The sequence below is a fragment of the Streptococcus mitis genome, assembly GCF_946188585.1.
Classification (GTDB): Bacteria; Bacillota; Bacilli; order Lactobacillales; family Streptococcaceae; genus Streptococcus; species Streptococcus mitis_DG.
Map to the genome: position 1 here is coordinate 385,956 of NZ_CAMHVI010000001.1, position 24,544 is coordinate 410,499.

Consider the following 24,544-nt stretch of genomic DNA (forward strand, 5'->3'; position numbering starts at 1 on the left):
AAAAAAATACGCTCTATAATATCTATAGAGGGATTTACCCACTACAAATATTATAGAGCCTTTTATTATGTTAGAAACGAATCGTCTCACGTGTTTTTTCGTATGAAGTAACAAAACGGTTGGTTACACCTGGTTCTGCAACTTCCAAAGCTTGCGAAATCTTATCAAATGAAGCATGATAATCAAATTCTTTTTCAAAAATTTCTAATGATTCATTAAAGGCTTCTTGAATTCGTTCATCAAATGAGCGGTAACGGTTCGAATACTGTAGCAATTGTTCTGTCAACGTTGCATATTGAACAATATTATAGGTTTCTTCTTCAAGTGCTTCCATATCATTTGTTGTAATTTCAAGCATACGGTTCACAGCTTCGATATTGACCCGAGCTTCTTCTAGTTCAGCCATCAACTCTTCAGTATGGTTACTTGCTGTAAAGAACAACTGTAAGAAATTCTGAGGAATACCTGGAAGATTACGTTTTTCCATGTATCTCTTAATTGTGTGAAGACGATTAACATAAACATTTGCCTTTTGGCGAGCATTGATATCATCTTTTTCAATCTGAGCAAGACGTTGACTAACCGCAACTTGTTCATCTTCAATTTCTTTCAAAGTCGCTTGTAAGTTTTCCAAACGTTCTTCAAGGAATGAATAAGGTTCAGAGTGTTCTTCTTGTTCAGAAGTTAATTCCAATACAGATTCTTCCAGAGATTCTAACTCAGCTTGTAATCTGTGAACATGACTAACATCCGTTTCAGAAAGCAGGTAGTTATTACTTAATCGTTGAATATCTTCTACTAAAACAGCATTACTATCTTTCATGTGTTTCAAATATGTAGGAAGGGTTGCAACTAAGCCTTCTACTACTTTTTGAGCAGCAATTTCTCGTGTAAAGATATCATAGAGTAAATTGATTTCTTCTTGAACTTGAGTATTTTCATACTCAGCATTATCCAACTCTAATTGTGCAATATTTTCGTGATTTTTCTTCAAAGCTTCATAAAGCAATTGGAAGCGAGATTCAATATCCGTCTCAGCAAAATGATAGTTAGCATCTAAAAGCTTACTGTAACCATCCTCCAAATCATCCAATTGATCAGGTAACTCTTTAGATAATGCTTTTACAATTGCTGGCAGGCGGTCAACAATATGACTCAAAGCCAAGATATGATTCTCAGCATTATCCAAAATCACAGCAGCTTCTACTGGGTCACCTGAAGTGTTCAAAGTAACAAACTGAGAAAACTCTGATTGGATATTTTCCAATTGTTTTTCGATTTCAGACAAACCTTGGCCATATTCTTCAGAATGATCAGCAACTCGGTGTTGCAACTCTTCAAACAAGTCCAAGGTATGAAGAACACGTCCACTATTTTTAGACTCTTGTTTCTCCAAATCTGCCAAGGCATTGCGAATTGCCGCAATATCTTCTTCAATCAAGGTAATTTGGCTCTCAATTTGGTCAATTTGATGACTGGCCTTGAAAAAACGGAATGAATTGTTATAACCTTCTGCCTCGAAAAGATTATTTTCGATATCGGCAAAAGAATTAAGAGATAAATCAACCCATTTTTGATTCCATTCACGGAAAGTCACTTGACTTTGTCCAATCAAGTGCATATTTTTAACAGCTTCAACTTCATCGTTTACTGGAAGATTGTACAGCTCTTCTTTTTTCTCTTCTAAAATTGCTAATTTACTTTCATTGCGTTTTCGTACGTAGATTGCGATAGCATAGGCAATCACTAAGAAAACTGCAACTGCAATTGCAAGATAAATTACTAGTCCACCAGACATATTAAACTCCTTTTTTACTTGAAACAATCGTAATGATTATATCATATTTTTTAGACCAAGGGAACTACTTCTCCCGATTTTTTAGACATCAAGTGTACTATAGACGGCATTTTCTTCGATAAATTCACGACGAGGTTCTACTCGATCCCCCATCAACATATCAAAGATTTTATCTGCTTCAGCCGCATCATCCACAGAAACTCTGGCCATCAAGCGATGCTCGGGATCCATGGTTGTTTCCCACAACTGATGATCGTCCATTTCACCTAACCCCTTATAACGCTGAATAGTCGGTTTGGTACGACCTTCACTATAGCGGGCTAAAGCTTCTTGGAGTTTGATTTCTTGGTCTGCTCCTGGCTGGATATATTCTTTAATCTCGCTTCCAACCTTGACACCATAGATTGGAGGTTGGGCGATATAAACATAACCAGCTTCTAAAATTGGTTTCATATAACGATAAATCAAGGTTAGAAGAAGAGTACGAATATGGGCTCCATCGACATCGGCATCGGTCATCAAAACGAGCTTTTGGTAACGGGCTTTTGAAACATCGAATTCTGCACCAAATCCAGTTCCCATCGCTGTGAAAAGACTACGAATTTCTTCATTAGCAAGAATCTTATCCATACTTGCTTTTTCAACGTTCAAAATCTTACCGCGAATTGGAAGGATAGCCTGGAACTCACGGTTACGACCAGATTTGGCTGATCCACCCGCTGAGTCTCCTTCGACGATAAAGAGTTCTGTTTCCGCAGGATTGTTAGAAGAACAGTCTGCTAATTTCCCTGGAAGGTTGGAAATTTCCAAACCAGATTTTTTACGAGTGACTTCACGCGCACGCTTGGCAGCCACACGAGCCTTGGCAGCTAAAATCCCTTTTTCCACGATACGTTTAGCAATCTGTGGATTTTCCATGAGGAAATCAGAGAAAGCATCACTGAAAAGACGATTGGTAATCTTGACTACTTCGCTGTTCCCCAGTTTTGTCTTGGTTTGTCCTTCAAACTGTGGATTTGGGTGTTTAACTGAGATAACTGCAGTTAACCCTTCGCGAACATCTTCCCCTGTCAGATTGTCTTCATTATCTTTAAGCAACTTATTCTTACGAGCATAATCGTTAATAACACGAGTCAGTGCTGTACGGAAACCTTGCTCATGCGTTCCACCTTCATGGGTATGAATATTGTTGGCAAAACTCATGACGTTTTCATGGTAACCCGTTGTGTACTGCATAGCTACTTCGACTGTGATATCATCCATCTCACCATCTGTGTAAATTGGTGTATCAAAAATAACATCCTTATTCTCATTGATATATTCAACGTAGCTAGCAATCCCACCTTCATAGTGATAATGCTTAGTTTGTTCTAACCCCTCGCGCTTATCTGTGATGGAGATTTGAAGACCGCGATTTAGAAAGGCTAACTCTTGAATCCGTTTATTTAATTTATCAAAATCAAAGGTTGTTGTTTCCGTAAAGATTTCTGGGTCTGGTGTGAAGTGAACCGTTGTTCCGGTTCTATCTGTGTCCCCAACCACTTCAAGATCAGCAACAACATGACCACGACGGTACTCTTGGTAGTGAATCTTTCCGTTTTTGTGGACATGAACATCTAATTGAGTGGATAGGGCATTAACTACGGATGACCCCACTCCGTGAAGACCACCTGAAACTTTGTAGCCGCCACCGCCAAACTTTCCTCCAGCATGAAGGACAGTAAAGACAGTCTCAACGGCAGGTCGGCCTGTTTTTTCCTGAATATCGACTGGAATCCCACGTCCATCATCGACAACAGTGATCGAATTGTCTGGCTCAATAAAGACTTGAATATGGCTAGCAAATCCTGCCAAGGCCTCATCAATTGAGTTATCAACAATTTCCCAGACTAGATGGTGAAGACCTTCTTTTGAGGTCGATCCGATATACATCCCTGGACGCATACGAACAGCCTCTAAGCCCTCTAAAACTTGAATTTGACTGGCATCATAATCTTGTGCCTGCAGATTTTTAATTTCTTCTGTCATCTTATTCCTTTTTCTTACATGTCTAATACTTGTCTTAAATTCACGATACTGGTAAACAAGTGGGTATCGAGTCCAGCAGCTTGCCCTGCTTCGATATCAATCGGCCGATCACCGATGACAAGACCAGAGTTAATTTGATACTTTTCTCTTAAATAAATCATGGACTCTGGACTTGGTTTTCTCTTAAAGCCTGAGCTAGAAGTCACCACTTCTGTAAAATAAGCTGCTATAGAGGTTTTTTCTAAAATTTCCAAGACCTGATCATTACGGTGAGAGACCAAAAAATGACGGCCATCTTGATTTGAAATGTCTTCCAATAAGTCAGAAACTCCATCAAACAAAATCGGATGTTCCAGCTCTCTGGCTTCATTTTCCTTGTACTTTTCTAAAAAATTCTCTAAGTTGGGAGCGAATGTCTCAATCGCAAAATCAGTAGAAACCTTTAAAGCTTGATAGACACTGTCATGGTCTTGTGTGATGCCATACAGAGCTAAAGTTTCAACAAATGCAGCTGTTGAAGTTTCGTAATTATCCAGTAAAGTTCCACCTAAATCCCAGATATAATCGTGATATTTCATACCCTTCATTATAGCATTTTTTTATGAAAAAAGCGATGATTTCCCTGAGTTTTCCACATAAAAAATGCTCTATGATATTTATATAGGATAAATTTCTTATAGATATTATGAAACCTATTTTCTTGTAGAAAAAAGCCCCATATAATCTATAATGAAAAGTAACCAAACCATCATTAGAGAGAATCATATGGAACAATTATATTTTAACACAAAACTACTTTATATTAAAAATCCTAATATCCAATTTATGGATGTTATTAATAAGGGGGGTAACTTCTCAAAGTAAGTTCCACTTGACTGGTATTGAGCCTAGCTTTTCACTAATCTTCTCTTGAAAGTTTAAAACTGACTACAAACAGCTCAGCAAAGCTAACTTATAAAACCTTACTCAAGAAGTCTTTAGTCCGTTGTTCTTGGGTTTGTTCAAAAATCTGTTCAGGTGTCCCATCTTCAACAACCACACCATCTGCCATAAAGATGACACGGTCTGCCACCTCACGAGCAAATCCCATTTCATGTGTTACGATAACCATGGTCATTCCTGACTTGGCTAAGTCTTGCATAACAGCCAACACCTCACCTACCATTTCAGGGTCCAGGGCTGAAGTTGGCTCGTCAAAGAGCAAAACATCAGGTTCCATAGCTAAACCACGCGCAATAGCTATCCGCTGTTGCTGACCACCTGACAAACTCTGTGGGTAAGCATCTGCCTTATCTGGCAAACCAACTTTTTCCAAAAGTTCTTGGGCTCTCTTCTCAGCCACTGCCTTGCTCTCACCTTTGGTCTTGATAGGAGACAAGGTGATATTTTCCATCACAGTCATATTAGGAAAGAGGTTAAATTGTTGGAAAACCATCCCCATCTTCTCACGCATGGCAAACAGGTCATTCTTCTTGTCCGTAATATCGACTCCCTCAAAGATAACCTTCCCCTTGGTCGCTTCTTCCAACAAATTCATAGAACGAAGTAAGGTAGATTTCCCGCTCCCTGAAGGACCGATGATAACGACAACTTCTCCTCTTTTAATCTCGAGGTTGATGCCCTTCAATACTTCATTCTTTCCAAAGGATTTATGTAAATTTTCAATTTTTATCAAGGTTTCTGTCATTATTTTTTATCTCCTTGTCCCATACGTTTTTCAAAAGCTTTCAAGGCTACTGTCAAAATAGAGGTCATAATCAAGTAGTAAAAGGCTGCAAATAAAAGTGGTGTCAGAGGTAGATAGGTTGTTGTAGAAACTGTTGTAGCCCCATTCCACAACTCCATGACACCGATAGCTGATAAGAGGGAACTATCCTTGATAATAGTGATAAATTCGTTCCCCAATGCTGGCAAAATATTTTTGATAGCTTGTGGCAAAATCACATAGCGCATAGCATTTTTAGGACGAATCCCTAACGAATAAGCCGCTTCTAACTGACCTTTAGGAACCGCATTGATTCCGGCCCGAACAGTCTCAGAAACATAAGCACCACTGTTCATAGAAATAATCAAAATCCCTGGAATCAGACGAGAAAGATCAACACCCAAAATCCCAACCTGAATAGTCGGAGCATTGATATGCATAAGGGCAAAGGCAATCATAATCTGAACCATCATCGGCGTCCCGCGGAAAATCCAAACGTACAAGTTGGCGAGCCAGACAAGCGGTTTAAACTTTGAACGTTGTCCAAAAGCCAAGACAACACCCAAAATAGTCCCCAAAAAGACAACACAAATAGAAATGAGAACCGTCACGATAGCCCCATAGTTAAAATAAGGTAAATACTTAGGTAAAAAAGAAAAATTCATAGTCACACTGCTTTCTAAAATAGAATACTGTATGATTATAACATGTATTGAATTAAAATTCAAATCCTTTGTCTGATTTATTCAAAAAAACTTTAAGCTGGTAGAATTAGCGAGAAATCTTAGTTTTTTCTAGGCAAGTTGGCCTCCTTTATGGTAAAATAGTAACGATAAGAAATGAAGGAGAATCAAAATGGAATCACATTTGGTTAGAATCATCAACCGCCTTGAAGCAATGGCAAAAGACGGCGGAAATTTAAAACGTAATTTTGAACGCGAAGGAGTTGTTGTTGCAGAAGTTGCATACAGCCACGACGAAGAAAACGGCTCAATCTTTACCCTTCGTGATGTCGAAGCTCGCGAAACTTATACGTTTGACAGCATTGACTTGATTGCAATGGAGATTTACGAACTCCTTTACTAATACAAAACAAGCTGGGATTACACCCTGCATGTCTAACCAAAATCCTTTTTGTCTCACAAATAGGATTTTTTTATTCCCTAAAATCTCAAAAATTTTCATTGTAACAACTTCTCACAGCTGCAATCTTTTTACTTGCTTTACACCCCAATCCTGTTATAATGAGAGTATAGAAATTTGACTATTTTTGACCTTTAGACAGGTCAGGCTAAAGAAAGAAATGAGGTAGATGTATGCTTTGTCAAAACTGTAAAATCAATGACTCAACGATTCATCTTTATACCAATCTCAATGGAAAGCAAAAACAAATTGACCTCTGTCAAAACTGCTATAAGATTATCAAGACAGATCCTAACAATAGCCTCTTTAAAGGTATTACGGATCTGAACAATCGTGACTTTGATCCCTTTGGTGATTTCTTCAATGACCTAAACAATTTCAGGCCTTCTAACAATACTCCTCCGACTCCCCCAACCCAATCAGGTGGAGGTTACGGTGGAAATGGCGGTTATGGTTCCCAAAATCGTGGACCTGCTCAAACTCCTCCACCAAGCCAAGAAAAAGGCCTACTGGAAGAATTTGGTATCAACGTAACTGAAATTGCCCGTCGTGGAGATATTGACCCCGTTATTGGGCGCGACGATGAGATTATCCGTGTCATAGAAATTCTCAATCGCAGAACCAAGAATAATCCTGTTCTTATCGGTGAACCAGGTGTCGGAAAAACTGCCGTTGTCGAAGGTCTAGCTCAGAAAATAGTTGATGGAGATGTTCCCCATAAACTACAAGGAAAACAAGTCATCCGTCTGGATGTGGTTAGCTTAGTTCAAGGAACGGGTATCCGTGGACAATTTGAAGAACGCATGCAAAAACTCATGGAAGAAATTCGCAAACGTGAGGACATCATCCTCTTTATCGATGAAATCCATGAAATTGTCGGTGCTGGTTCTGCGGGCGATGGCAATATGGATGCAGGAAATATCCTCAAGCCCGCCCTTGCTCGTGGAGAGCTGCAATTGGTCGGTGCTACTACCCTCAATGAATACCGTATCATTGAAAAAGATGCAGCCCTAGAGCGTCGTATGCAGCCTGTTAAGGTCGATGAACCAACAGTGGACGAAACAATCACAATCCTCAAAGGTATTCAAAAGAAATACGAAGACTACCACCACGTTCAATATACCGATGCTGCAATTGAAGCAGCTGCAACTCTTTCCAATCGTTACATCCAAGATCGCTTCTTACCTGACAAGGCCATTGACCTCCTAGATGAAGCGGGTTCTAAGATGAATTTGACCTTGAATTTTGTAGACCCTAAAGTGATTGATCAGCGCTTGATTGAGGCTGAAAATCTCAAATCTCAAGCTACACGAGAAGAAGATTTTGAGAAAGCTGCCTACTTCCGTGACCAGATTACCAAGTATAAGGAAATGCAAAAGAAGAAGGTCACGGACCAAGATACTCCTATCATCAGCGAGAAAACCATTGAGCACATTATCGAGCAGAAAACAAATATCCCTGTTGGTGATTTAAAAGAGAAAGAACAATCTCAACTCATCCATCTAGCCGAAGACCTCAAGTCTCATGTTATTGGCCAAGATGATGCAGTCGATAAGATTGCCAAGGCTATTCGCCGTAATCGTGTCGGTCTCGGTACCCCTAACCGTCCGATTGGAAGTTTCCTCTTTGTCGGGCCAACTGGGGTCGGTAAGACAGAACTTTCCAAACAACTAGCTATCGAACTCTTTGGTTCTGCTGACAGTATGATTCGCTTTGACATGAGTGAATACATGGAAAAACACAGTGTGGCTAAATTAGTCGGTGCCCCTCCAGGTTATGTTGGCTATGATGAGGCTGGGCAATTAACGGAAAAAGTTCGTCGCAATCCATATTCTCTTATTCTCTTGGATGAAGTTGAGAAAGCCCATCCAGATGTTATGCACATGTTCCTCCAGGTCTTGGACGATGGTCGTTTGACAGATGGGCAAGGCCGTACCGTCAGCTTCAAGGATGCCATCATTATCATGACTTCAAATGCAGGTACAGGTAAGGCAGAAGCCAGCGTTGGATTTGGGGCAGCTCGCGAAGGACGTACCAACTCTGTTCTCGGTGAACTCGGTAACTTCTTTAGTCCAGAGTTTATGAACCGTTTTGATGGCATTATCGAATTTAAGGCTCTCAGCAAAGATAACCTCCTTCAGATTGTCGAGCTTATGCTTGCAGACGTTAACAAGCGCCTTTCTAGCAACAACATTCATTTGGATGTAACTGAAAAGGTCAAGGAAAAATTAGTTGACCTCGGCTATGATCCAAAAATGGGAGCACGCCCACTTCGTCGTACTATTCAAGACTATATTGAGGACGCAATCACTGACTACTACCTTGAAAATCCAAGCGAAAAAGACCTCAAGGCAGTGATGACCAGCAAGGGCAACATTCAAATCAAATCTGCCAAAAAAGCTGAAGTAAAGACTTCTGAAAAAGAAGTATAAATCCTATAGAAAAGGAGTAGAAAATGAAAATTTTCTGCTCCTTTTTATTAAAATAACTATAAATTCTTGACAGCTAGACCTTTGTCCATTAAGATAATAATAAAGATAATAAATAATGAGGAAAATCCAATGGCAAACCCAACTTTCGGAGAAAAGAAAGCAAATACAGACTATGTTTCACGCTATGGCGTATATGCAGTTATCCCTGATGCTGAACAAAAACAAATTGTTCTTGTTCAAGCACCAAATGGTGCTTGGTTTCTACCAGGTGGAGAAATTGAAGCAGGTGAAAATCATCAAGAAGCCCTAAAGCGTGAATTGATTGAAGAGCTTGGTTTCACAGCTGAAATTGGTAGCTATTACGGACAAGCTGACGAATATTTCTACTCTCGTCACCGTGACACCTACTACTACAATCCTGCCTACCTCTATGAAGCAACTTCTTTCAAAGAAGTGCAAAAGCCACTAGAAGACTTTAATCATATTGCCTGGTTCCCTATTGACAAGGCTATTGAAAATCTCAAACGTGGTAGCCATAAATGGGCAATCCAATCTTGGAAAAAACAGCATAAGATTGACTAATACTCTTCGAAAATCAAATTCAAACCACGTCAGCTTCGCCTTGCCATACTCAAGTACAGCCTGCGGCTAGCTTCCTAGTTTGCTCTTTGATTTTCATTGAGTATAAATCAAACTACTTTATTTAAAAAGTGCTATAATAGAATTAGAAAATCGGAGGAAATGTTATGAAGCTAATCAATACGACAAACTCACACTCGCAACTTGTTAAAAGCCAGCTAGAAAGTACAGATGCAACCCTTGTTGAGGTTTATTCTGCAGGGAATACAGATGTTATTTTTACTCAAGCTCCGCTTCACTATGAAATCCTCATCTCAAACAAACACCGAGCTATTCGTGAACCTGAAATCGAAGCTATTCAAGAATTTTTCTTGAAACGTAAAATTGATAAGGACGCTATTGATGAGGCCAACATCAAAACCCTCTATTCAGAAAAATTAATTGGAATTTCGATTCCAACCAAATAACATTTTGGAGAGATTAGAAAGTGTTTTAAACCTTATGGAACAAAATTAGATTTATTTAGCTTTTTAAATCATCTCCAATTTTTTTCTTAAAATCCTATCAAACACGGTTTTATAGCTAACTAAGGAGACAAGCATGGGAGACATGATATATCGAGAGGCAAGAATTGAAGAAAGCGAAAAAATTGGAAAACTATTAGCCATTTCCTTTCTTGACTATCCCTTTTTAACGATTATAACTGATGATTTAAAGAAACCTGACTCCTATCCTGCTTTTGTAGAAACATTGCAAATTCTGCTTACTAAAGTCTATATTAAAAAAGGAAACTGTTTAGTTGCGGAACAAGATGGAGAATTACGTGCAGTCGCCCTTTTGCAACAAAAGGATTTCTGTATACTATCCTATCTACAAAATGGCGGAACAAACATTTTTCGCTACATTCGACCACGAAATCTTTTTAAATACTTTGACTTTGTAAAACGTTCCAAAAAGCACTTAGAACAATCAGGAGAGTTTGATTGGTATTTGATGGCTTTAGCTGTTAATACAGCAAGTAAGGGGCAGGGAATAGGCAGTACTTTTCTGACACAAGGGATTGAACCTTATGTCAAATCAAAAGGCTGTAAACACTTGGGACTCATAACCAGTACAGCTAGAAATTCCTCATTCTACGAGAAAAACGATTATGTATTACTGGACCATATGGACTTAAAATACGGGTCAAAATCAATTGGTAACTGGGCATTTTTAAAAACAATGAATAAATTATAACAGGCCAGCAATTTACAAATCCTATTTAAATAAGGATAACTTATATTTATAAAAACCAACGTTCAAAACGTTGGTTTTCTTATCTATTTGACTGCTTCTTTCAAAGTATCTACCTTATCCAAACGTTCCCATGGAAGGTCAATATCTGTACGTCCCATGTGTCCATAAGCCGCTGTTTGACGGTAAATTGGACGCTTAAGGTCCAGCATTTGGATAATTCCTGCAGGACGAAGGTCAAAGATTTGACGAGCAGCTTTTTCAAGTTTGCTTTCGGCTACTGTTCCTGTACCGAAGGTATCGATACGAACAGAAACAGGCTGAGCAACACCGATAGCATAAGCCAATTGCACTTCTGCTTTCTTAGCAAGGCCTGCTGCAACGATATTCTTGGCAATATAACGAGCCGCATAAGAGGCTGAACGGTCCACCTTAGTCGCATCTTTACCAGAGAAAGCACCACCGCCGTGACGAGAGTAGCCACCATATGTATCTACGATAATCTTACGACCAGTCAAACCTGAGTCCCCTTGAGGTCCACCGATTACAAAACGACCAGTAGGATTGATGAAGAATTTTGTTTGCTCATCCAAGTAAGAGGCTGGAATAACCTCTTTAATGACCTTGTTAATCACATCATTATGAATTTGTTCGTTGCTGACTTCTGGATCGTGCTGAGTTGAAATAACAACTGTGTCCACACGTACTGGACGGTCATTCTCATCATATTCAACTGTAACTTGTGATTTGGCATCTGGGCGAAGATAGCTGATTTCCCCAGACTTACGAAGTTCTGCCAGACGACGAACCAATTTATGACTGAGTGAGATTGGCAATGGCATGAGCTCTTCTGTTTCATCCACTGCAAATCCAAACATGAGCCCTTGGTCACCAGCACCAATCAAATCAAGCGGATCTTGGTCTGCATTCCCACGAACCTCCAAGGCTTCGTTAACACCTTGAGCAATGTCAGGAGATTGTTCCACCAAAGATGGATGTACTCCTACAGTCTCAGCAGAAAAACCATATTCTGTATTGGTGTAGCCAATCTCTGCAATAGTGTCACGAACCACACGGTTAATATCCACATAAGCATTTGTAGATATTTCACCAAAAACATGGACGGAACCAGTATAGACAGCTGTCTCAGCAGCAACGTGCGCCTCTGGATCCTTAGCTAAAATAGCATCCAAAATCGCATCTGAAATTTGGTCTGCAATCTTATCTGGATGCCCCTCAGATACAGATTCAGACGTGAATAATTTACGTTCTGACATAAAAATGTCCCCCCTTAAAAATAGTGTTATAGAGTTACAAAGTACTGATAGGCATTTTCATTTTCTAAGAGTTACAACGCGTAAGAAATAAAAACGATACTTTTTTATTTCTGAAGCTAGTAAGGCGCATAGGGTGACCGCCTTATAGCGGCAACCGTAAAATGACGAGCAACTACTTTAGAGCCGTCATTCTTTGCGAGTTACGACTCGAAACAAAAAAATAGAAATTTCTACCATCTTATCGGGACTATATAACTTTATCATTATACCATTTTTTAACGCAATTTACAGTCTTTAATGTAGTGTTTCTGTTTAGATAGTTCGTTCTCATAAATAAAAAAGTTGGAGCTCAGTACTCCAACAGTTTCTATTAAAATGTTTGGCGTTTTGCTTTACGCTCTGCACGGCCGCGAGCGCGATTTTCAGCACGCTTGTTTTTCCGGCGTTTTTCATCAACCGCCCATTGAATCTTCTTCTTATAACCTGGTTTGACTTTTTTCTTTTTCTTTTTAACCAAACCAATCATTTCAATATCAAGCTTATCTTGTTTTTTCTCACGGTTGGCACGACGATCACGGTCATAGGTATCTTGGAATTCTCCATCTTTTACCATCTTCGGAGTAAACTTGATTCCTAATTTCTCCAACTCACGGATATCCGAGTCATCGCTTGGTTGGTAAAGGGTAATGGCTGTACCTGGTAGGCCATTTCGTCCGGTACGACCAACACGGTGCACAAAGAAAGATAGGTCTTGTGGAATGGCATCATTGATGACATGACTGACACCTTCAATGTCAATTCCACGCGCTGCCAAATCTGTTGCGACAATATACTCAAAATCCAGATTTTTAACCTGGTTCATGATACGTTTGCGCTCACGAGGGGCAATATCCCCATGGATTTTTGCCACCTTCAAGCCTTGAGCAGTCAGATATGAATGCAATTCATCAGCACGCGTTTTAGTGTTAACAAAAATCATTGCCAAATAAGGCTGCATCAACTGAGTCAACTGGTAAATTTGAGCATTCTTATCTCGGCCCTTGGTCGAAATCAACCAATTATCAATGGTATCAGAAATGACCGTTTTGGTCTTGATTTTTTCCATAACAGGATTTGACAAGTATTTTTTCAAGAATGGTTGCAGTTTTTGTGGAATAGTTGCTGAGAAGACCATGAATTGCAGGTCTTTTGGAAGGCTGCCAGCAATCTTATCAACAGTTTCTAAGAATCCCATATCCAAGGTCATGTCTGCTTCATCGACAACAAAGGTCTTAGCCTTGTGAATAGCCAGGTCACCGGATTTAACCAAGTCGTAGATACGGCCTGGTGTTCCAATAACAATATGAGGCTGGTTACTTGCCAATTTCTCAATCTGGCGAGCCTTATCCGTACCACCCACATAATTAACCACACGAACTTCCACTTCTGAGTGGGCAGCAATCTGACGGGCTGCTTGGTAAATCTGAGTAGCTAATTCACGACTCGGTGCAGTAATCACTGCTTGCACACTATCGCTAGTTTCATCTAATTGCTGGAAAATCGGTAATAGGAAAGTGTGAGTCTTACCTGAACCTGTTTTTGATTCACCGACTAGGTCACGACCTGCCAAGACAATAGGAATCAACTTATCTTGTACCTCTGTAGGAGTTGTAAATTTTAACTCCTCCAAGGCTTCTCTAATATAGTTTTTAAATTGAAATTTCGTAAATGACATAATATCCTCGATTCTATCTATCATATCAATTATACCACATTTTATTACATTTCAGTAGTCTCACTTATTTAGGCTATTTCCAGTAGCTTTTCTAGTCAGAAAAAGGCTGAAATGTTATAATTCCAACCTCTTTTCAGTCATTATTTCCAGTTTAAAATAGCATTCAAGCCATAGTGGTCACTAACTTGTGGACTCTTGTTACCATCAAATACGACATGTAAATTTTCTACCTCTAACTCCTTGGTAGTAAAGACATAGTCGATTCGAAGGGGTTCTGTGTTCCCCTTCCAGCCATCAATTTCTGGTGGAACGGTATAGCTACCGCTTTTCTCTTTAGCGACTTCAAAAGCGTCTTGTAAGCCTAATGGACTAGCTAAAATAGCTTGGTAACCTTCCTGACCAGCTGGGTTGTTGAAATCTCCAGCTAGCAAAAGTGGCTTGTTCAATTCTTTCAAGACAGCCTCAAATCGTGCCCATTCTTCTTGGAAACCTTTATCCCACCAAGAAAGGTGGACACTGGCAACTGCAAGTTCCTGACCATCGACTACAGTTTCAGCTAGAGCGACACGGCGAGTATGATAGTCTGTTGGATCATCCACATCTGAAACCAAAATTTCTCTTGCTTCAATAGGTGTTTTAGACAAGATAGCCACACCTTCATGGTAGCGGTCATAACCAATATGGTTATAGGCCCAAGTCCAGTAGTAATCTTTCCCTTGCTCTGACAACTTTTCAACCAAAAGTCTAACATAATGATCTTGATGAATCGGCTCAGCTGCTGGCAAAGCTTGATAGAGATCATTAACTTCTACCTTAGGCGAGGTGATTTCCTGATTGATTTCTTGGAAACAAATCAAATCATAATCTTTATCAAGAATATCTTCAAGCAAAAGCTGGAATTTTTCCTCGGCTTCTTTTTCCATCCAGCTATGAGTATTGAGTGTTAAAAATTTCATGCTTTTCTCCTAAAACAAGAGGTTGGAAAACAGCTTCCAACCTCAAGTGTATTACAATTCTACTTTAGCAACTGCTGTTTTAGCTGCAAGAGAACCTGTTTGTTCTAATTTAACTGATTTAATAGCTTCAGCATTTGTGAAGACAACCACTGTTGAAGTTTCACGACCTGCTGCACGGATAGCATCCAAGTCAGCTGTGACAAGAAGATCACCTGCTGCAACTTTTTGTCCTTCAGCTACATGAACAGTAAATGGTTTTCCTTCAAGACTTACTGTGTCCAAACCAATATGAACAAGTACTTCAAGACCCGCTTCAGTCACAAGACCAAGAGCATGTTTTGTGGGGAAGATGCTTGATACAGTACCTGAAACTGGAGATACAATGTTTCCATTTGCAGGTTCTACAGCAAATCCGTCGCCCATCATTTTTTGAGCAAATACTGGATCTTTCACTTGTTCCAAGGCAACAACTTGACCGTCTGCTACTGAGTAAACTTCCTCAGTAAGACCTTTGAATTGAACAGTGTTTTGTTGCGCTTCTGTCATTTGACTTGGAAGAGTTTCAGGAATGATTTCACCTGAATCAAGAATATCTTGGATATCAGATTTCAATACGTCTGCTTTTGGACCGTAGATAGCTTGAACTCCTTGTCCTTTCATGACAAGACCCATAGCTCCTTCTGCTTTCCATTGTTCTGCATCACCGACTTTGTCAGCATCTTTTACAGTTACACGAAGACGAGTCATACATGCATCAACATCAACGATGTTTGCACGTCCACCAAGAAGGTTGATAATGTTTACAGCTTGAGAACCTGCTGCAACTTTCACTTCGCTGCTAGCTTCTTCTGAACCTTCAGCAGTTTCGTAATTTCCGTTACGTCCTGGAGTTGCGTAGTTGAATTTTTGAATCATGAAGTTTGCGATAAAGTACATGATTACGGCAAAGAGAACAGTTACCCAGATAAAGTTAACAATATCCATACCGATACCAGCGCTAATCGCAATAGGTGTACGAGTCAAGAACTCGATTGAACCGAATGAGTGCATACGTAGGTTCACGACGTCAGCCATAGCGAAGGCCGCACCTTGAACAAGTGAGTAAACAAGATACATAGGTGTTGCTACAAACATGAACATATATTCGATTGGTTCAGTAACCCCTGTCAAGAATGTTGCAAGAGCTGTCGCAATCATCATACCTTTATATTGATGTTTCTTATCAGCATCGACATTACGGTAGATAGCCACAATCACACCCATCAAGATACCGAATGAACCGATCATTTGTCCAACTTTGAAACGAGCTGGATGTACTGTATCTAACAAATGTTGGTATTGAGTTGCATCAGTACCTTTAAGGTTTACAAGGTCTGTTACCCATGCAAGCCATAGTGGGTCTTGACCAAATACTTGAGTACCTTTAGCTGCACCAGTTAAAATGTCATAAGTACCACCAAGAGCTGTGTAGTTCATTGGGATAGTCAACATATGGTGAAGACCAAATGGCAAGAGCAAACGTTCCAAAGTACCATACAAGAATGGTGCAAGGATTGGTGCAGTTTCTTGTGAGTTGGCAATCCAGATACCAAAGCTATTGATACCTGTTTGAACTACTGGCCAGAAGGCAGCAAGTAGAATTGCAGCGATTGCTGAACGAAGAATAACTACAAATGGTACAAAACGTTTCCCGTTGAAGAATGAAAGTGCATCAGGAAGTTTACGGAAGTTGTAGTATTTATTGTAAGCAGTTGCCCCTACAAAACCTGAGATAATCCCTACAAACACACCCATGTTCAATGCTGGAGCTTCAAGAACACTGATGAAGTAATCAGCAACTTTGATTGAACCACCAAAGAGAGTTGTGACCATAGCATCTGGATTTTTCAACATATCTCCTGATACACCAAAGATTGTACCAGTGATACGGTTAATCAAGATGAAGGCAAGACCAGCGGCGAAAGCACCACCAGCACGTTCTTTAGCCCAGCTTCCTCCAATTGCTAGGGCAAACAAAATGTGAAGGTTACCGATAACCCCCCAACCAATTTGCTCAAGAATTCCACCAGTAACTACAAGTGGTGCAAAAGTTGGGTTAATCATTACGATAGACTTACCGATTGAAATCATCAAACCAGCAGCCGGCATAACCGCGATAACCACCATCAAAGCCTTACCGAATTTTTGCCAAAACTCGAAAGACAAGACATTTTTGAATGTATCTTTCATCATTCAAATCTCCTTTATTTTTATTTAGGCAAACGTTTTACGAAAACGTTTGCACTTAACTATGTATTAATTATACCACTTTAATTTTTTTTGTAAAGGCTTTTATAAAAAAAAGTAGACTTTTTTCTAAAATTTTTGTAGAAAAAAAGGAGATATTAAAACCTCCTCAAATATACTTCTATTTTAGATTTTCAGGAATCGGCGCATTGAAATTCCTGATCCGATTGAACCGATAAAAATTCCAATCACAAATAATAGAGCAATCATCAGTGGACTGAATATTTCTGGTGATATCATCGAAAGGTTCTGACCAACCAATGACTTATTAACCGATTGGTAAACCATTTTATAGACAATAAATACCAAAACTGATGGAAGTGTTGCTCCAAGTAAACCAATGAAGGCACCTTCAAGTAAGAAAGGTCCGCGGATATAACCATTCTTAGCACCTACTAAACGCATGATTTGAATTTCACGGCTTCGTGAAATGATGGTGATACGTATAGTATTAGAAATCAAGAACACCGCAATGAAAATCAATAATCCAGCGATAACTAGTCCCCAAACACGAATAAATGAGGCTAACTTAAACAAGCGTTCTGTATTAGCACCACCATCTTGAACTTCTGATACACCTTCGATTTTTTTAGCCTCTTCTGCTACTGTCTTTACATCACTTGGTGTATTGGTATCAACGATATATGCATCATAGAGAGGATTGGCATCGCCTTCAAAGATTTTCCAGTTGTCCCCCATTGTTTCTGTCAACTTTTCATATTGTTCTTCTTTACTTGAAAAGGTAACACTTTTAACGGTTGACATACCTTTCAAAGCATCATATACCTTATGGTAGTCGTTATTTGTAACAGTTTGACCTTCTTTTTCAATCGTCTCACTATTATCAGCTACGTCCTTACGAATGTATACCATTACTCGAACATTATTTTCAATATCTGTAGCTAGTTTAGCCGTATTAAAGATAACAGATGCAAATATTGCAACCAAGGTCAAAGTAATCATAACTGAACTGACAGCAGCTACTGTCATCCAGCCATTTCGTTTCAAACTTTTTAACGATTCAAATAAATGACGAAAAAATCTACTAATCATCGTATCCATACTCTCCTTTAGCTTCGTCACGAACGACACGGCCATTTTCAATGGCAATGACACGGTGGCGCAAGGTATTTACAATCTGACTGTTGTGGGTAGCCATCAAGACAGTTGTACCTTGGAGATTGATGCGTTCCAGCAAGTTCATAATTTCCCATGAATTATCTGGGTCCAAGTTTCCTGTTGGTTCGTCCGCAATCAATACTTTTGGATTGTTTACAATGGCACGTGCAATTGCAATCCGTTGCTGTTCTCCCCCTGAAAGTTCATTTGGGAAAGAACGAACCTTATGCTTCAATCCAACCAAGTCTAAAACTTCCATAACACGTTTTTTGATATTACGGCGGCTCTCACCAATAACTTCCATTGCATAAGCAATATTTTCATAAACGGTTTTCTTTGGTAACAGTTTATAATCTTGGAAGACAACCCCAACACTACGACGTAGGAGAGGGACATCTTTCTTTTTAATTTTAACCAGATTAAAACCAGCAACAGTTAAGCTTCCTTTTTCGATTTTTACTTCGCGGTACAAAGCTCTAATAAATGTTGACTTCCCAGCTCCTGACGGACCTACGATATAGGCAAATTCCCCGGGTTCAACAGTGACTGAGACACCTCGCAAAGCTGTCGTTCCATTATCATACTTTTTGACGACATCTCTCATTTCAATGATTGACATGTGAGTTCCTTTCTATCTTAGCTGATTCGCCACTTGAGGTAGGCATCGATAAAACCATCTAGGTCCCCATCCATAACCTTATCTACCTGCGCAACTTCAAAGCTAGTTCGATGATCTTTTACCATAGTATAAGGCGTGAAAACATATGAACGGATTTGGCTTCCCCATGTGATTTCCTTTTTCTCACCCTTGAGGGAATCAACTTCCGCTGCTTTCTTTTCTTGCTCCATTTGATAGAGCTTAGCCTGCAACATCTTCATGGCACGATCTCTATTTCCATACTGGGTACGATCGACCGTTGACTGGACAACAGTCCCAGTAGGAATATGTGTTAAACGTACACCTGTTGAGACCTTATTGACGTTTTGTCCACCAGCACCACCTGAACGGAAGGTATCCATCTTGATATCATCTTCCCGAATTTCCACTTCAATGGTATCATCCAACTCTGGCATCACTTCTACAGATGTGAAAGAAGTATGGCGACGTTTAGCAGAGTCAAATGGTGAAATTCGCACCAAACGGTGCACCCCCATTTCTGACTTGAGAAGACCATAGGCATTGGGTCCTTCAAATGATAGGGTTACTGACTTAATACCAGCTTCATCTCCTGCTTGGTAATCCAATACTTCCACTGTAAAGCCTTTAGCATTTCCATAGCGAGTGTACATACGAAGCAACATATCACCCCAGTCCTGAGCCTCAGTACCACCGGATCCTGGATGGATTTCCAAAATCGCATTATTATGGTCATAAGGTTCTGACAAGAGCAAGGTCATCTCATAACTAGTCATCATCTTATCAAGTTCTGATAACTGTTCAACCAATTCTTCATACACCGACTCATCTTCAGCTAAAAAGTCTAATAAAATTTCAACTTCATCCTGCAACTCTTCCATTTTGTGGAAGGTGTTGTAGGTGTTTTTTAATTCATTTAATTCTTGCGACGTTTTTTGGGCCGCTATATTATCGTTCCAAAAATCAGGTTCTGTCATCTTGTTTTCCAAGATGGCAATCTCTTCCTCTAAACCTTCGAGGTCAAAGAGACCCCCTGAAAGAAGCTAATTTTTCACGATTTGCGTCAATTTTTTGACGAATTTCTGAAATGTCCATAAATACTCCTTTTTTATATCGTTTTATTATACCATAATCTCTTATTTCTTTCCATCTTTTGCTCTAATCCCTTATTAAACATAAAAAGAAGCCTTTCGGCTTCCCTTCTTACAAGACTTTTGCTGAAGTACGAGTAATTTCTTCTACTTGAATATTTTCAGCTTCAAATTTTTCTTTTAAAGCAGGTAAATCAATTGATCCATCAATTTGAACTTCGATAATAACCTTTCCATCCTTACGCGGAATATTGACTGTATGGGAGATATTCAAATTTTCTTCTACAATCAAAGAAACAATTTTTCCAAGAACACCAACTTCATTTTCCGTAACAAAGCGTACACGAATCCCTTCTTCGCCATAACCTGCAATTTCAAGAAAGGCTTGGAAAACGTCACGGTCTGTAATAACCCCATAGACTTGATGATTATCTACTACAGGAAGAATACCAATCTTGTTTTTTAACATCAGATAAGTTGCATCTTCCAGACTAGCATAGCCTGAAACGGTGACAACATCGCGAATCATGACATCTTTTACTTTTGTCTTATTCAGAAGATAGTTCATCTCATAGATAGAAAGACTGGTTGCTTTTGATGGGCTAGCTTGGGCAATGGTTCCCTCAGTCACCAAACCAACTAATTGATCATTTTCGATAACAGGCAAGCGGTGCAATCCTTGCTCTCTCATCAAATCTGCTGCATGAGATACTGTTGTATCTGGACTAATATATACTACCTTACGGGTCATAAAATCTTTAACTGCCATGAGACTTCTCCTTTTCTATTCTTATCCCTATTATACAATCTTTTTGTAAATCTATCAAACGCTTACATTTCTTTTTCAAAATTTCGAAAAATCAGAAAATCTTGCGTCAAATGCCACTATAAATTAAGAGGAAACCGAAGTCCCCTCTCTTCTTAAATTGTAACAGTGTCTCGATCTTTTATCATATAACGTCTCAATGGGGTAAGACTAGCTAGCCAGTATAATAAGCCACCGAATATCGCCGTAAAACCACTACCCGTTGTGACTAAAAAGATTGGACTTTGAATTTGTGCTGTTACAGGGTTGTAAACAAATAGTACTGCTACCAATAAAGAGATAAATACACAAGACAAGCCAACCAAGTTAAATCCCTTAGTAAACTCGTAAGCGTCATGACCTTCAAGGAAATAGGCTGAACGTAAGTCGAGTTTTCGTTTTCTTAAGATAAAGTAATCGACAACAATCATACCAATAATTGGCCCCTGAATATAAGCGGCTAGGGAGATGAAGGATCCGAAATACTCTTCCACTCCTCCCCAGATGGTGAGTAGACTCACGTAAACCATGGCAATCCAAACCATTAGCTTATAACTTACTTTAGGCATCCCACTTTTTACAATCATACAGTTCACGTATGATCCTGTCCCTTGGGTTCCAATATTGGCAAAGGCTACTAGTAGTAGACTTAGGAGTGCAAAGGCTGGAGTGCTTAGAGTTGATAACATTGTTGTTGGATCACTTTCATAAATACCTGTTTTGACAAACATGGCTAGAGCCATAACTCCACCAGTTGCAACGAAGAAGGGAGCCACAACTCCGTATGATAAGGCTGTAGCCCAATAACCACTGCGTTCTGATTTTGCTAAACGCGGTAAAACCAATGCCTGTGTAGACCAAGAGAAAGCAAAGGCAACATTTCCTTCCCCAGAGAGCATAAAACGTTCTAATGGCGTCAAATCTCCTTGGGTGGCTGGTTGAATATTCATAATATCAGTTATAGGAACGGCTACAAAGCAGATTCCAACGATAATCAGACCGACAATCAATAAGGCAATAACTAAGAAGCGATTGGTCCATTTAATCACTTCTGGGCCTCCGAGAGCTATGAAAGTACCGATAAGAACACAGAAGGTACCCAGAATAGGCGCCCATACTCCCTTTTCTAAACCAAGACCAAAATTGTTTGCCAAATGGATCATAGAACTGGCAAAAAGATTAGCCGCAACAGCATACCATCCAAAGTTAGCCAAACTAATAATGGTTGATAGCAGGGCTACACCTCTTTTTCCTAGAACGGCTCTCAACCAAATCCACAAATCAATTCCATATTTAACGGCAAACAAAATAGGAAGACATTCAATAAAGACCCAGATAATGTTAAAGCTGAAAATATTAATCAACATTTGATTAAATGTCAAATATTGAGCTACATAAGCCCCTTGAGTATAACACCAAGTTGCGATGGCAAAACCACTTGTCGATAGAAAGAGATCCCAAAAAGAATACTGACGTTCCTTATTGGTCATGGGAACAATTCCTGTTATGGTTTCTTGTTGAATATAGTCATTCATTTGTGACATGTTATTGAATTCCTCCTGTCATTGCTAAGATAATCAAAACAAGGTTGATTAGGACAAAGGAGATGATTAAAATGAAATCACTTTTTAGAAATGGTTGAACAAACTCGTAGTTTGGTGATTCCATTTCTTCCAATCTTCTCTTTGTTTCAGTTGCTACTAATTCTTCAATTTCGGAAGTAGTTTTCATCTTAGTTTTCCTCCATATACAAATCAAGGGCCAGTTGTCCATATTGTTTAGTATAACGGTACCAGATGTAGAGAAACTCACCAACTGGTTTTCCGATACTCTCCTGGAACAAAGCCCATAAGAACCAATAATATGATGTTACTGCTACATAAGCTAAGTAGTGACGTTTGGTTTTCTTATCTGGTACTTCTTGTAGATAGATTTCAAGTACTTTTTCTGCGTCCTCTACAGTGTAGTTGGAACAAGCGATAAAGGTTCCCAAATCTCCTGCTGGCTCTCCCATTCCAGAATATTCCCAATCAATCAAGCTTATTTCACCTGCTTCATTCAACAAAAAATTAGGACTATAGGAATCGCCATGACAAAGGACAACCTGTTTCGGATCATTCTGTAAATAGTTTTTGAGAATTGAAACAGTTTCATCCAATTCCTCGAGACCATCAAACTCAAATCGACTTCTAGCTTTCAATTTTTCTCTAAAATCATCAATTCCATCAAATTGGTCAAAGGAATGTCCCGTTTTTTCTCCAGATTGGTGTAACCGTCTCAAGAGATCCATTGCTTGTGCCACATCATCCCAATTATCATAATCAAGTTGCTTAGCATTGGGGATAAATTTCGAAATTTTCCAGCCCTCATTCTTGTTCATAGCTACAAAAGTACGGTCAATCTCTAATTTTGCGGCAATTTCCATAGAAGCTGCTTCACTAGCTCGATCGATATAATTTTCAGTTCCCCTGCCCGGATGACGGTAAACATATTTTTTCCCTATACAGTCAAATGAAAATGAAGTGTTGGTTAACCCATCTTTTAGAGGTTTGATATTGACAATATCTGAAGCCATACACTTTAATGTCTTACAGATATTATCGATAATAGCTGAGTCTACATTTACCAAATAACGTTCATCAAATTGACGGAGTTCATCCAGTGAATCAAATTCTTTAACAATATCCGATGAATAGTGGCGAGCTTCTAAATGGAGTTCTTTGACATGGCGACTATAGTAATCCTCCCAAAGCTGTTCCCGATAAGGTTCGTGCTTAAACTCGGTTTCTAAAACTTCCTTGAATTTTTCGCTAAATGCACGGTCAAAATACACGTGCCCCACCATGGCCCAAGTATTTTCTCCACCAATCTGGATATCAATGATCGTGTGATTCGAATCTTCTATAGCACAATATTCGTCCGTTTGACCTTCTGCAAATATAGTCGAGTAGTAACCTCTATAAATATATTGCTCAAAAGGATTTTCCACAAAATAATTATCCGATGAACAAATATAAGTGTTGGAAAGTTGATCTTTAACCAACATAAGAGACGAACAGTTATTATATTTGTAGTAATCATTATTCACTACAATTTTTACACCAAACTTCTCTGCAAGATAGAACATTTTTTCTTGAAGATAGCCTACGATAACAGTTATATCTTCTATTCCTGCTTCTTGTAGTTGTCTGATTTCCCTCTCAATCAAGCGTTCACCCTTAACTTGAAGCAATCCTTTTGGAATTTCATAAGACAAAGGAGCAAAACGACTACTCATACCAGCAGCCATTATAATAGCATTTTCTACTCGATAGAGGTCTAAAACTTTCTGGCCTATTTCAGTTAAGTGATGCTCCTCATCAATCCACTTCTCTTCTTTCAATTTTTTCACCAATGCATTAACTGTCCCTACAGATAGATCTAGCTTTTCAGCTAACTGTCTCTGAGTGAAGGTCTTTTCTTTATGTATCAACATAAAACGCAAAAGTTTAAATTGTTTTTCTGTTACCATTTCTTAGTCCTCCTGTTCAATTTTTAATTATCCATATTATAATATGAACAAAAATTGCTGTCAATTTAAAAACGAAAATATTCAGTAAAAATCAAGACCTTCTTCTATTTTTTCAAAAACCATATAAATAAAAGAGCTCCCTAATTTGAAGCTCTAGAATATTTTATATTTCTTATGAGTAAGAAAAGTAGTCGTATTATATGTCGCTTAATTGCAATCCTCATCCACCG

At 39.1% G+C, this 24,544-nt stretch carries 21 protein-coding genes; 5 read left to right on the forward strand and 16 right to left on the reverse strand.

The window, feature by feature from the left end; all coding sequences use genetic code 11:
* Positions 1-70: 70 nt before the first annotated feature.
* From ezrA to N8M66_RS01945, 5 genes are all read right to left on the reverse strand, one after another.
* Complete coding sequence (gene ezrA, locus N8M66_RS01925; protein WP_261045284.1) at positions 71-1,798, reverse strand: septation ring formation regulator EzrA; 1,728 nt, start codon at positions 1,796-1,798, stop codon at positions 71-73.
* Positions 1,799-1,879: 81 nt separating this feature from the next.
* Positions 1,880-3,826, reverse strand: coding sequence for a DNA topoisomerase (ATP-hydrolyzing) subunit B (gene gyrB, locus N8M66_RS01930; protein ID WP_049539264.1), 1,947 nt, complete (start codon positions 3,824-3,826; stop codon positions 1,880-1,882).
* Between the two features lie 14 nt (positions 3,827-3,840).
* Entirely contained in the window at positions 3,841-4,404 is a 564-nt protein-coding gene (locus tag N8M66_RS01935) for an HAD family hydrolase (protein WP_261045287.1), read from the reverse strand.
* A gap of 374 nt (positions 4,405-4,778) precedes the next feature.
* The gene (locus N8M66_RS01940; protein WP_000140954.1) at positions 4,779-5,513 is read right to left on the reverse strand and encodes an amino acid ABC transporter ATP-binding protein; all 735 of its coding nucleotides are present in this window, start codon (positions 5,511-5,513) and stop codon (positions 4,779-4,781) included.
* Positions 5,513-6,196, reverse strand: coding sequence for an amino acid ABC transporter permease (locus N8M66_RS01945; RefSeq protein ID WP_033676806.1), 684 nt, complete (start codon positions 6,194-6,196; stop codon positions 5,513-5,515). The genes N8M66_RS01940 and N8M66_RS01945 overlap by 1 nt, the downstream gene beginning before the upstream one ends.
* A gap of 190 nt (positions 6,197-6,386) precedes the next feature.
* Here N8M66_RS01945 and N8M66_RS01950 point away from each other — a divergent pair, with 190 nt between their 5' ends.
* The 5 genes from N8M66_RS01950 (at position 6,387) to N8M66_RS01970 (ending at position 10,921) form a co-directional block, all read left to right on the forward strand.
* Complete coding sequence (locus N8M66_RS01950; protein WP_000443570.1) at positions 6,387-6,617, forward strand: DUF1797 family protein; 231 nt, start codon at positions 6,387-6,389, stop codon at positions 6,615-6,617.
* Positions 6,618-6,847: 230 nt separating this feature from the next.
* Positions 6,848-9,106: an ATP-dependent Clp protease ATP-binding subunit gene (locus N8M66_RS01955; RefSeq protein WP_261045289.1), complete on the forward strand. Its 2,259-nt coding sequence runs from the start codon at positions 6,848-6,850 to the stop codon at positions 9,104-9,106.
* Between the two features lie 129 nt (positions 9,107-9,235).
* A complete protein-coding gene (locus N8M66_RS01960; protein ID WP_261045290.1) occupies positions 9,236-9,688 on the forward strand; it encodes an NUDIX hydrolase in 453 nt (150 codons plus the stop codon).
* A 164-nt stretch (positions 9,689-9,852) separates the two neighbouring features.
* Positions 9,853-10,152: a DUF1827 family protein gene (locus N8M66_RS01965; protein ID WP_261045291.1), complete on the forward strand. Its 300-nt coding sequence runs from the start codon at positions 9,853-9,855 to the stop codon at positions 10,150-10,152.
* Positions 10,153-10,285: 133 nt separating this feature from the next.
* Entirely contained in the window at positions 10,286-10,921 is a 636-nt protein-coding gene (locus N8M66_RS01970; RefSeq protein WP_261045293.1) for a GNAT family N-acetyltransferase, read from the forward strand.
* Positions 10,922-11,004: 83 nt separating this feature from the next.
* Here N8M66_RS01970 and metK read toward each other — a convergent pair whose 3' ends face one another.
* The 11 genes from metK to N8M66_RS02025 form a co-directional block, all read right to left on the reverse strand.
* A complete protein-coding gene (gene metK / locus N8M66_RS01975; protein ID WP_004259911.1) occupies positions 11,005-12,195 on the reverse strand; it encodes a methionine adenosyltransferase in 1,191 nt (396 codons plus the stop codon).
* A gap of 370 nt (positions 12,196-12,565) precedes the next feature.
* Positions 12,566-13,909, reverse strand: coding sequence for a DEAD/DEAH box helicase (locus N8M66_RS01980; protein WP_261045294.1), 1,344 nt, complete (start codon positions 13,907-13,909; stop codon positions 12,566-12,568).
* A 140-nt stretch (positions 13,910-14,049) separates the two neighbouring features.
* Positions 14,050-14,865, reverse strand: coding sequence for an endonuclease/exonuclease/phosphatase family protein (locus N8M66_RS01985; RefSeq protein WP_261045296.1), 816 nt, complete (start codon positions 14,863-14,865; stop codon positions 14,050-14,052).
* A gap of 51 nt (positions 14,866-14,916) precedes the next feature.
* Positions 14,917-17,097: a PTS transporter subunit IIBC gene (locus N8M66_RS01990; RefSeq protein ID WP_261045297.1), complete on the reverse strand. Its 2,181-nt coding sequence runs from the start codon at positions 17,095-17,097 to the stop codon at positions 14,917-14,919.
* A 180-nt stretch (positions 17,098-17,277) separates the two neighbouring features.
* Positions 17,278-18,204: a permease-like cell division protein FtsX gene (ftsX, locus tag N8M66_RS01995; protein ID WP_042751472.1), complete on the reverse strand. Its 927-nt coding sequence runs from the start codon at positions 18,202-18,204 to the stop codon at positions 17,278-17,280.
* Entirely contained in the window at positions 18,197-18,889 is a 693-nt protein-coding gene (ftsE, locus tag N8M66_RS02000; protein WP_004263501.1) for a cell division ATP-binding protein FtsE, read from the reverse strand. The genes ftsX and ftsE overlap by 8 nt, the downstream gene beginning before the upstream one ends.
* Positions 18,890-18,906: 17 nt before the next feature.
* Positions 18,907-20,002 (reverse strand): peptide chain release factor 2 gene (gene prfB / locus N8M66_RS02005; RefSeq protein WP_261045300.1). Its coding sequence is split into 2 segments (ribosomal slippage): positions 18,907-19,929 and positions 19,931-20,002, totalling 1,095 coding nucleotides; the frame shifts between segments, so codons are not numbered across the junction.
* 108 nt (positions 20,003-20,110) lie between these two features.
* Positions 20,111-20,767 carry a CBS domain-containing protein gene (locus tag N8M66_RS02010; RefSeq protein ID WP_000268669.1) on the reverse strand — a complete coding sequence of 219 codons (657 nt, stop codon included), beginning with the start codon at positions 20,765-20,767 and terminating at the stop codon, positions 20,111-20,113.
* A 152-nt stretch (positions 20,768-20,919) separates the two neighbouring features.
* On the reverse strand, positions 20,920-22,347 hold the full coding sequence (locus N8M66_RS02015) for a cytosine permease (protein WP_261045304.1): 1,428 nt from the start codon (positions 22,345-22,347) through the stop codon (positions 20,920-20,922).
* A 1-nt stretch (position 22,348) separates the two neighbouring features.
* Positions 22,349-22,534: a hypothetical protein gene (locus N8M66_RS02020; RefSeq protein ID WP_261045306.1), complete on the reverse strand. Its 186-nt coding sequence runs from the start codon at positions 22,532-22,534 to the stop codon at positions 22,349-22,351.
* A 1-nt stretch (position 22,535) separates the two neighbouring features.
* The gene (locus tag N8M66_RS02025) at positions 22,536-24,314 is read right to left on the reverse strand and encodes a phosphocholine cytidylyltransferase/choline kinase family protein (protein WP_261045307.1); all 1,779 of its coding nucleotides are present in this window, start codon (positions 24,312-24,314) and stop codon (positions 22,536-22,538) included.
* Positions 24,315-24,544: the final 230 nt, after the last annotated feature.

What these genes read in the sequence shown, in the direction of transcription:
- N8M66_RS02020 (WP_261045306.1), bottom strand. Translation starts at nt 22,534, where the DNA reads ATGAAAACTACTTCCGAAATTGAAGAATTAGTAGCAACTGAAACAAAG.
- N8M66_RS02010 (WP_000268669.1), bottom strand. Translation starts at nt 20,767, where the DNA reads ATGGCAGTTAAAGATTTTATGACCCGTAAGGTAGTATATATTAGTCCA.
- gyrB (WP_049539264.1), bottom strand. Translation starts at nt 3,826, where the DNA reads ATGACAGAAGAAATTAAAAATCTGCAGGCACAAGATTATGATGCCAGT.
- N8M66_RS01945 (WP_033676806.1), bottom strand. Translation starts at nt 6,196, where the DNA reads ATGAATTTTTCTTTTTTACCTAAGTATTTACCTTATTTTAACTATGGG.
- N8M66_RS01970 (WP_261045293.1), top strand. Translation starts at nt 10,286, where the DNA reads ATGGGAGACATGATATATCGAGAGGCAAGAATTGAAGAAAGCGAAAAA.
- N8M66_RS02015 (WP_261045304.1), bottom strand. Translation starts at nt 22,347, where the DNA reads ATGTCACAAATGAATGACTATATTCAACAAGAAACCATAACAGGAATT.
- N8M66_RS01990 (WP_261045297.1), bottom strand. Translation starts at nt 17,097, where the DNA reads ATGATGAAAGATACATTCAAAAATGTCTTGTCTTTCGAGTTTTGGCAA.
- ezrA (WP_261045284.1), bottom strand. Translation starts at nt 1,798, where the DNA reads ATGTCTGGTGGACTAGTAATTTATCTTGCAATTGCAGTTGCAGTTTTC.
- ftsX (WP_042751472.1), bottom strand. Translation starts at nt 18,204, where the DNA reads ATGATTAGTAGATTTTTTCGTCATTTATTTGAATCGTTAAAAAGTTTG.
- N8M66_RS01980 (WP_261045294.1), bottom strand. Translation starts at nt 13,909, where the DNA reads ATGTCATTTACGAAATTTCAATTTAAAAACTATATTAGAGAAGCCTTG.
- N8M66_RS01965 (WP_261045291.1), top strand. Translation starts at nt 9,853, where the DNA reads ATGAAGCTAATCAATACGACAAACTCACACTCGCAACTTGTTAAAAGC.
- N8M66_RS01935 (WP_261045287.1), bottom strand. Translation starts at nt 4,404, where the DNA reads ATGAAATATCACGATTATATCTGGGATTTAGGTGGAACTTTACTGGAT.
- metK (WP_004259911.1), bottom strand. Translation starts at nt 12,195, where the DNA reads ATGTCAGAACGTAAATTATTCACGTCTGAATCTGTATCTGAGGGGCAT.
- N8M66_RS01960 (WP_261045290.1), top strand. Translation starts at nt 9,236, where the DNA reads ATGGCAAACCCAACTTTCGGAGAAAAGAAAGCAAATACAGACTATGTT.
- N8M66_RS01955 (WP_261045289.1), top strand. Translation starts at nt 6,848, where the DNA reads ATGCTTTGTCAAAACTGTAAAATCAATGACTCAACGATTCATCTTTAT.
- N8M66_RS01940 (WP_000140954.1), bottom strand. Translation starts at nt 5,513, where the DNA reads ATGACAGAAACCTTGATAAAAATTGAAAATTTACATAAATCCTTTGGA.
- N8M66_RS01950 (WP_000443570.1), top strand. Translation starts at nt 6,387, where the DNA reads ATGGAATCACATTTGGTTAGAATCATCAACCGCCTTGAAGCAATGGCA.
- ftsE (WP_004263501.1), bottom strand. Translation starts at nt 18,889, where the DNA reads ATGTCAATCATTGAAATGAGAGATGTCGTCAAAAAGTATGATAATGGA.
- N8M66_RS01985 (WP_261045296.1), bottom strand. Translation starts at nt 14,865, where the DNA reads ATGAAATTTTTAACACTCAATACTCATAGCTGGATGGAAAAAGAAGCC.
- N8M66_RS02025 (WP_261045307.1), bottom strand. Translation starts at nt 24,314, where the DNA reads ATGGTAACAGAAAAACAATTTAAACTTTTGCGTTTTATGTTGATACAT.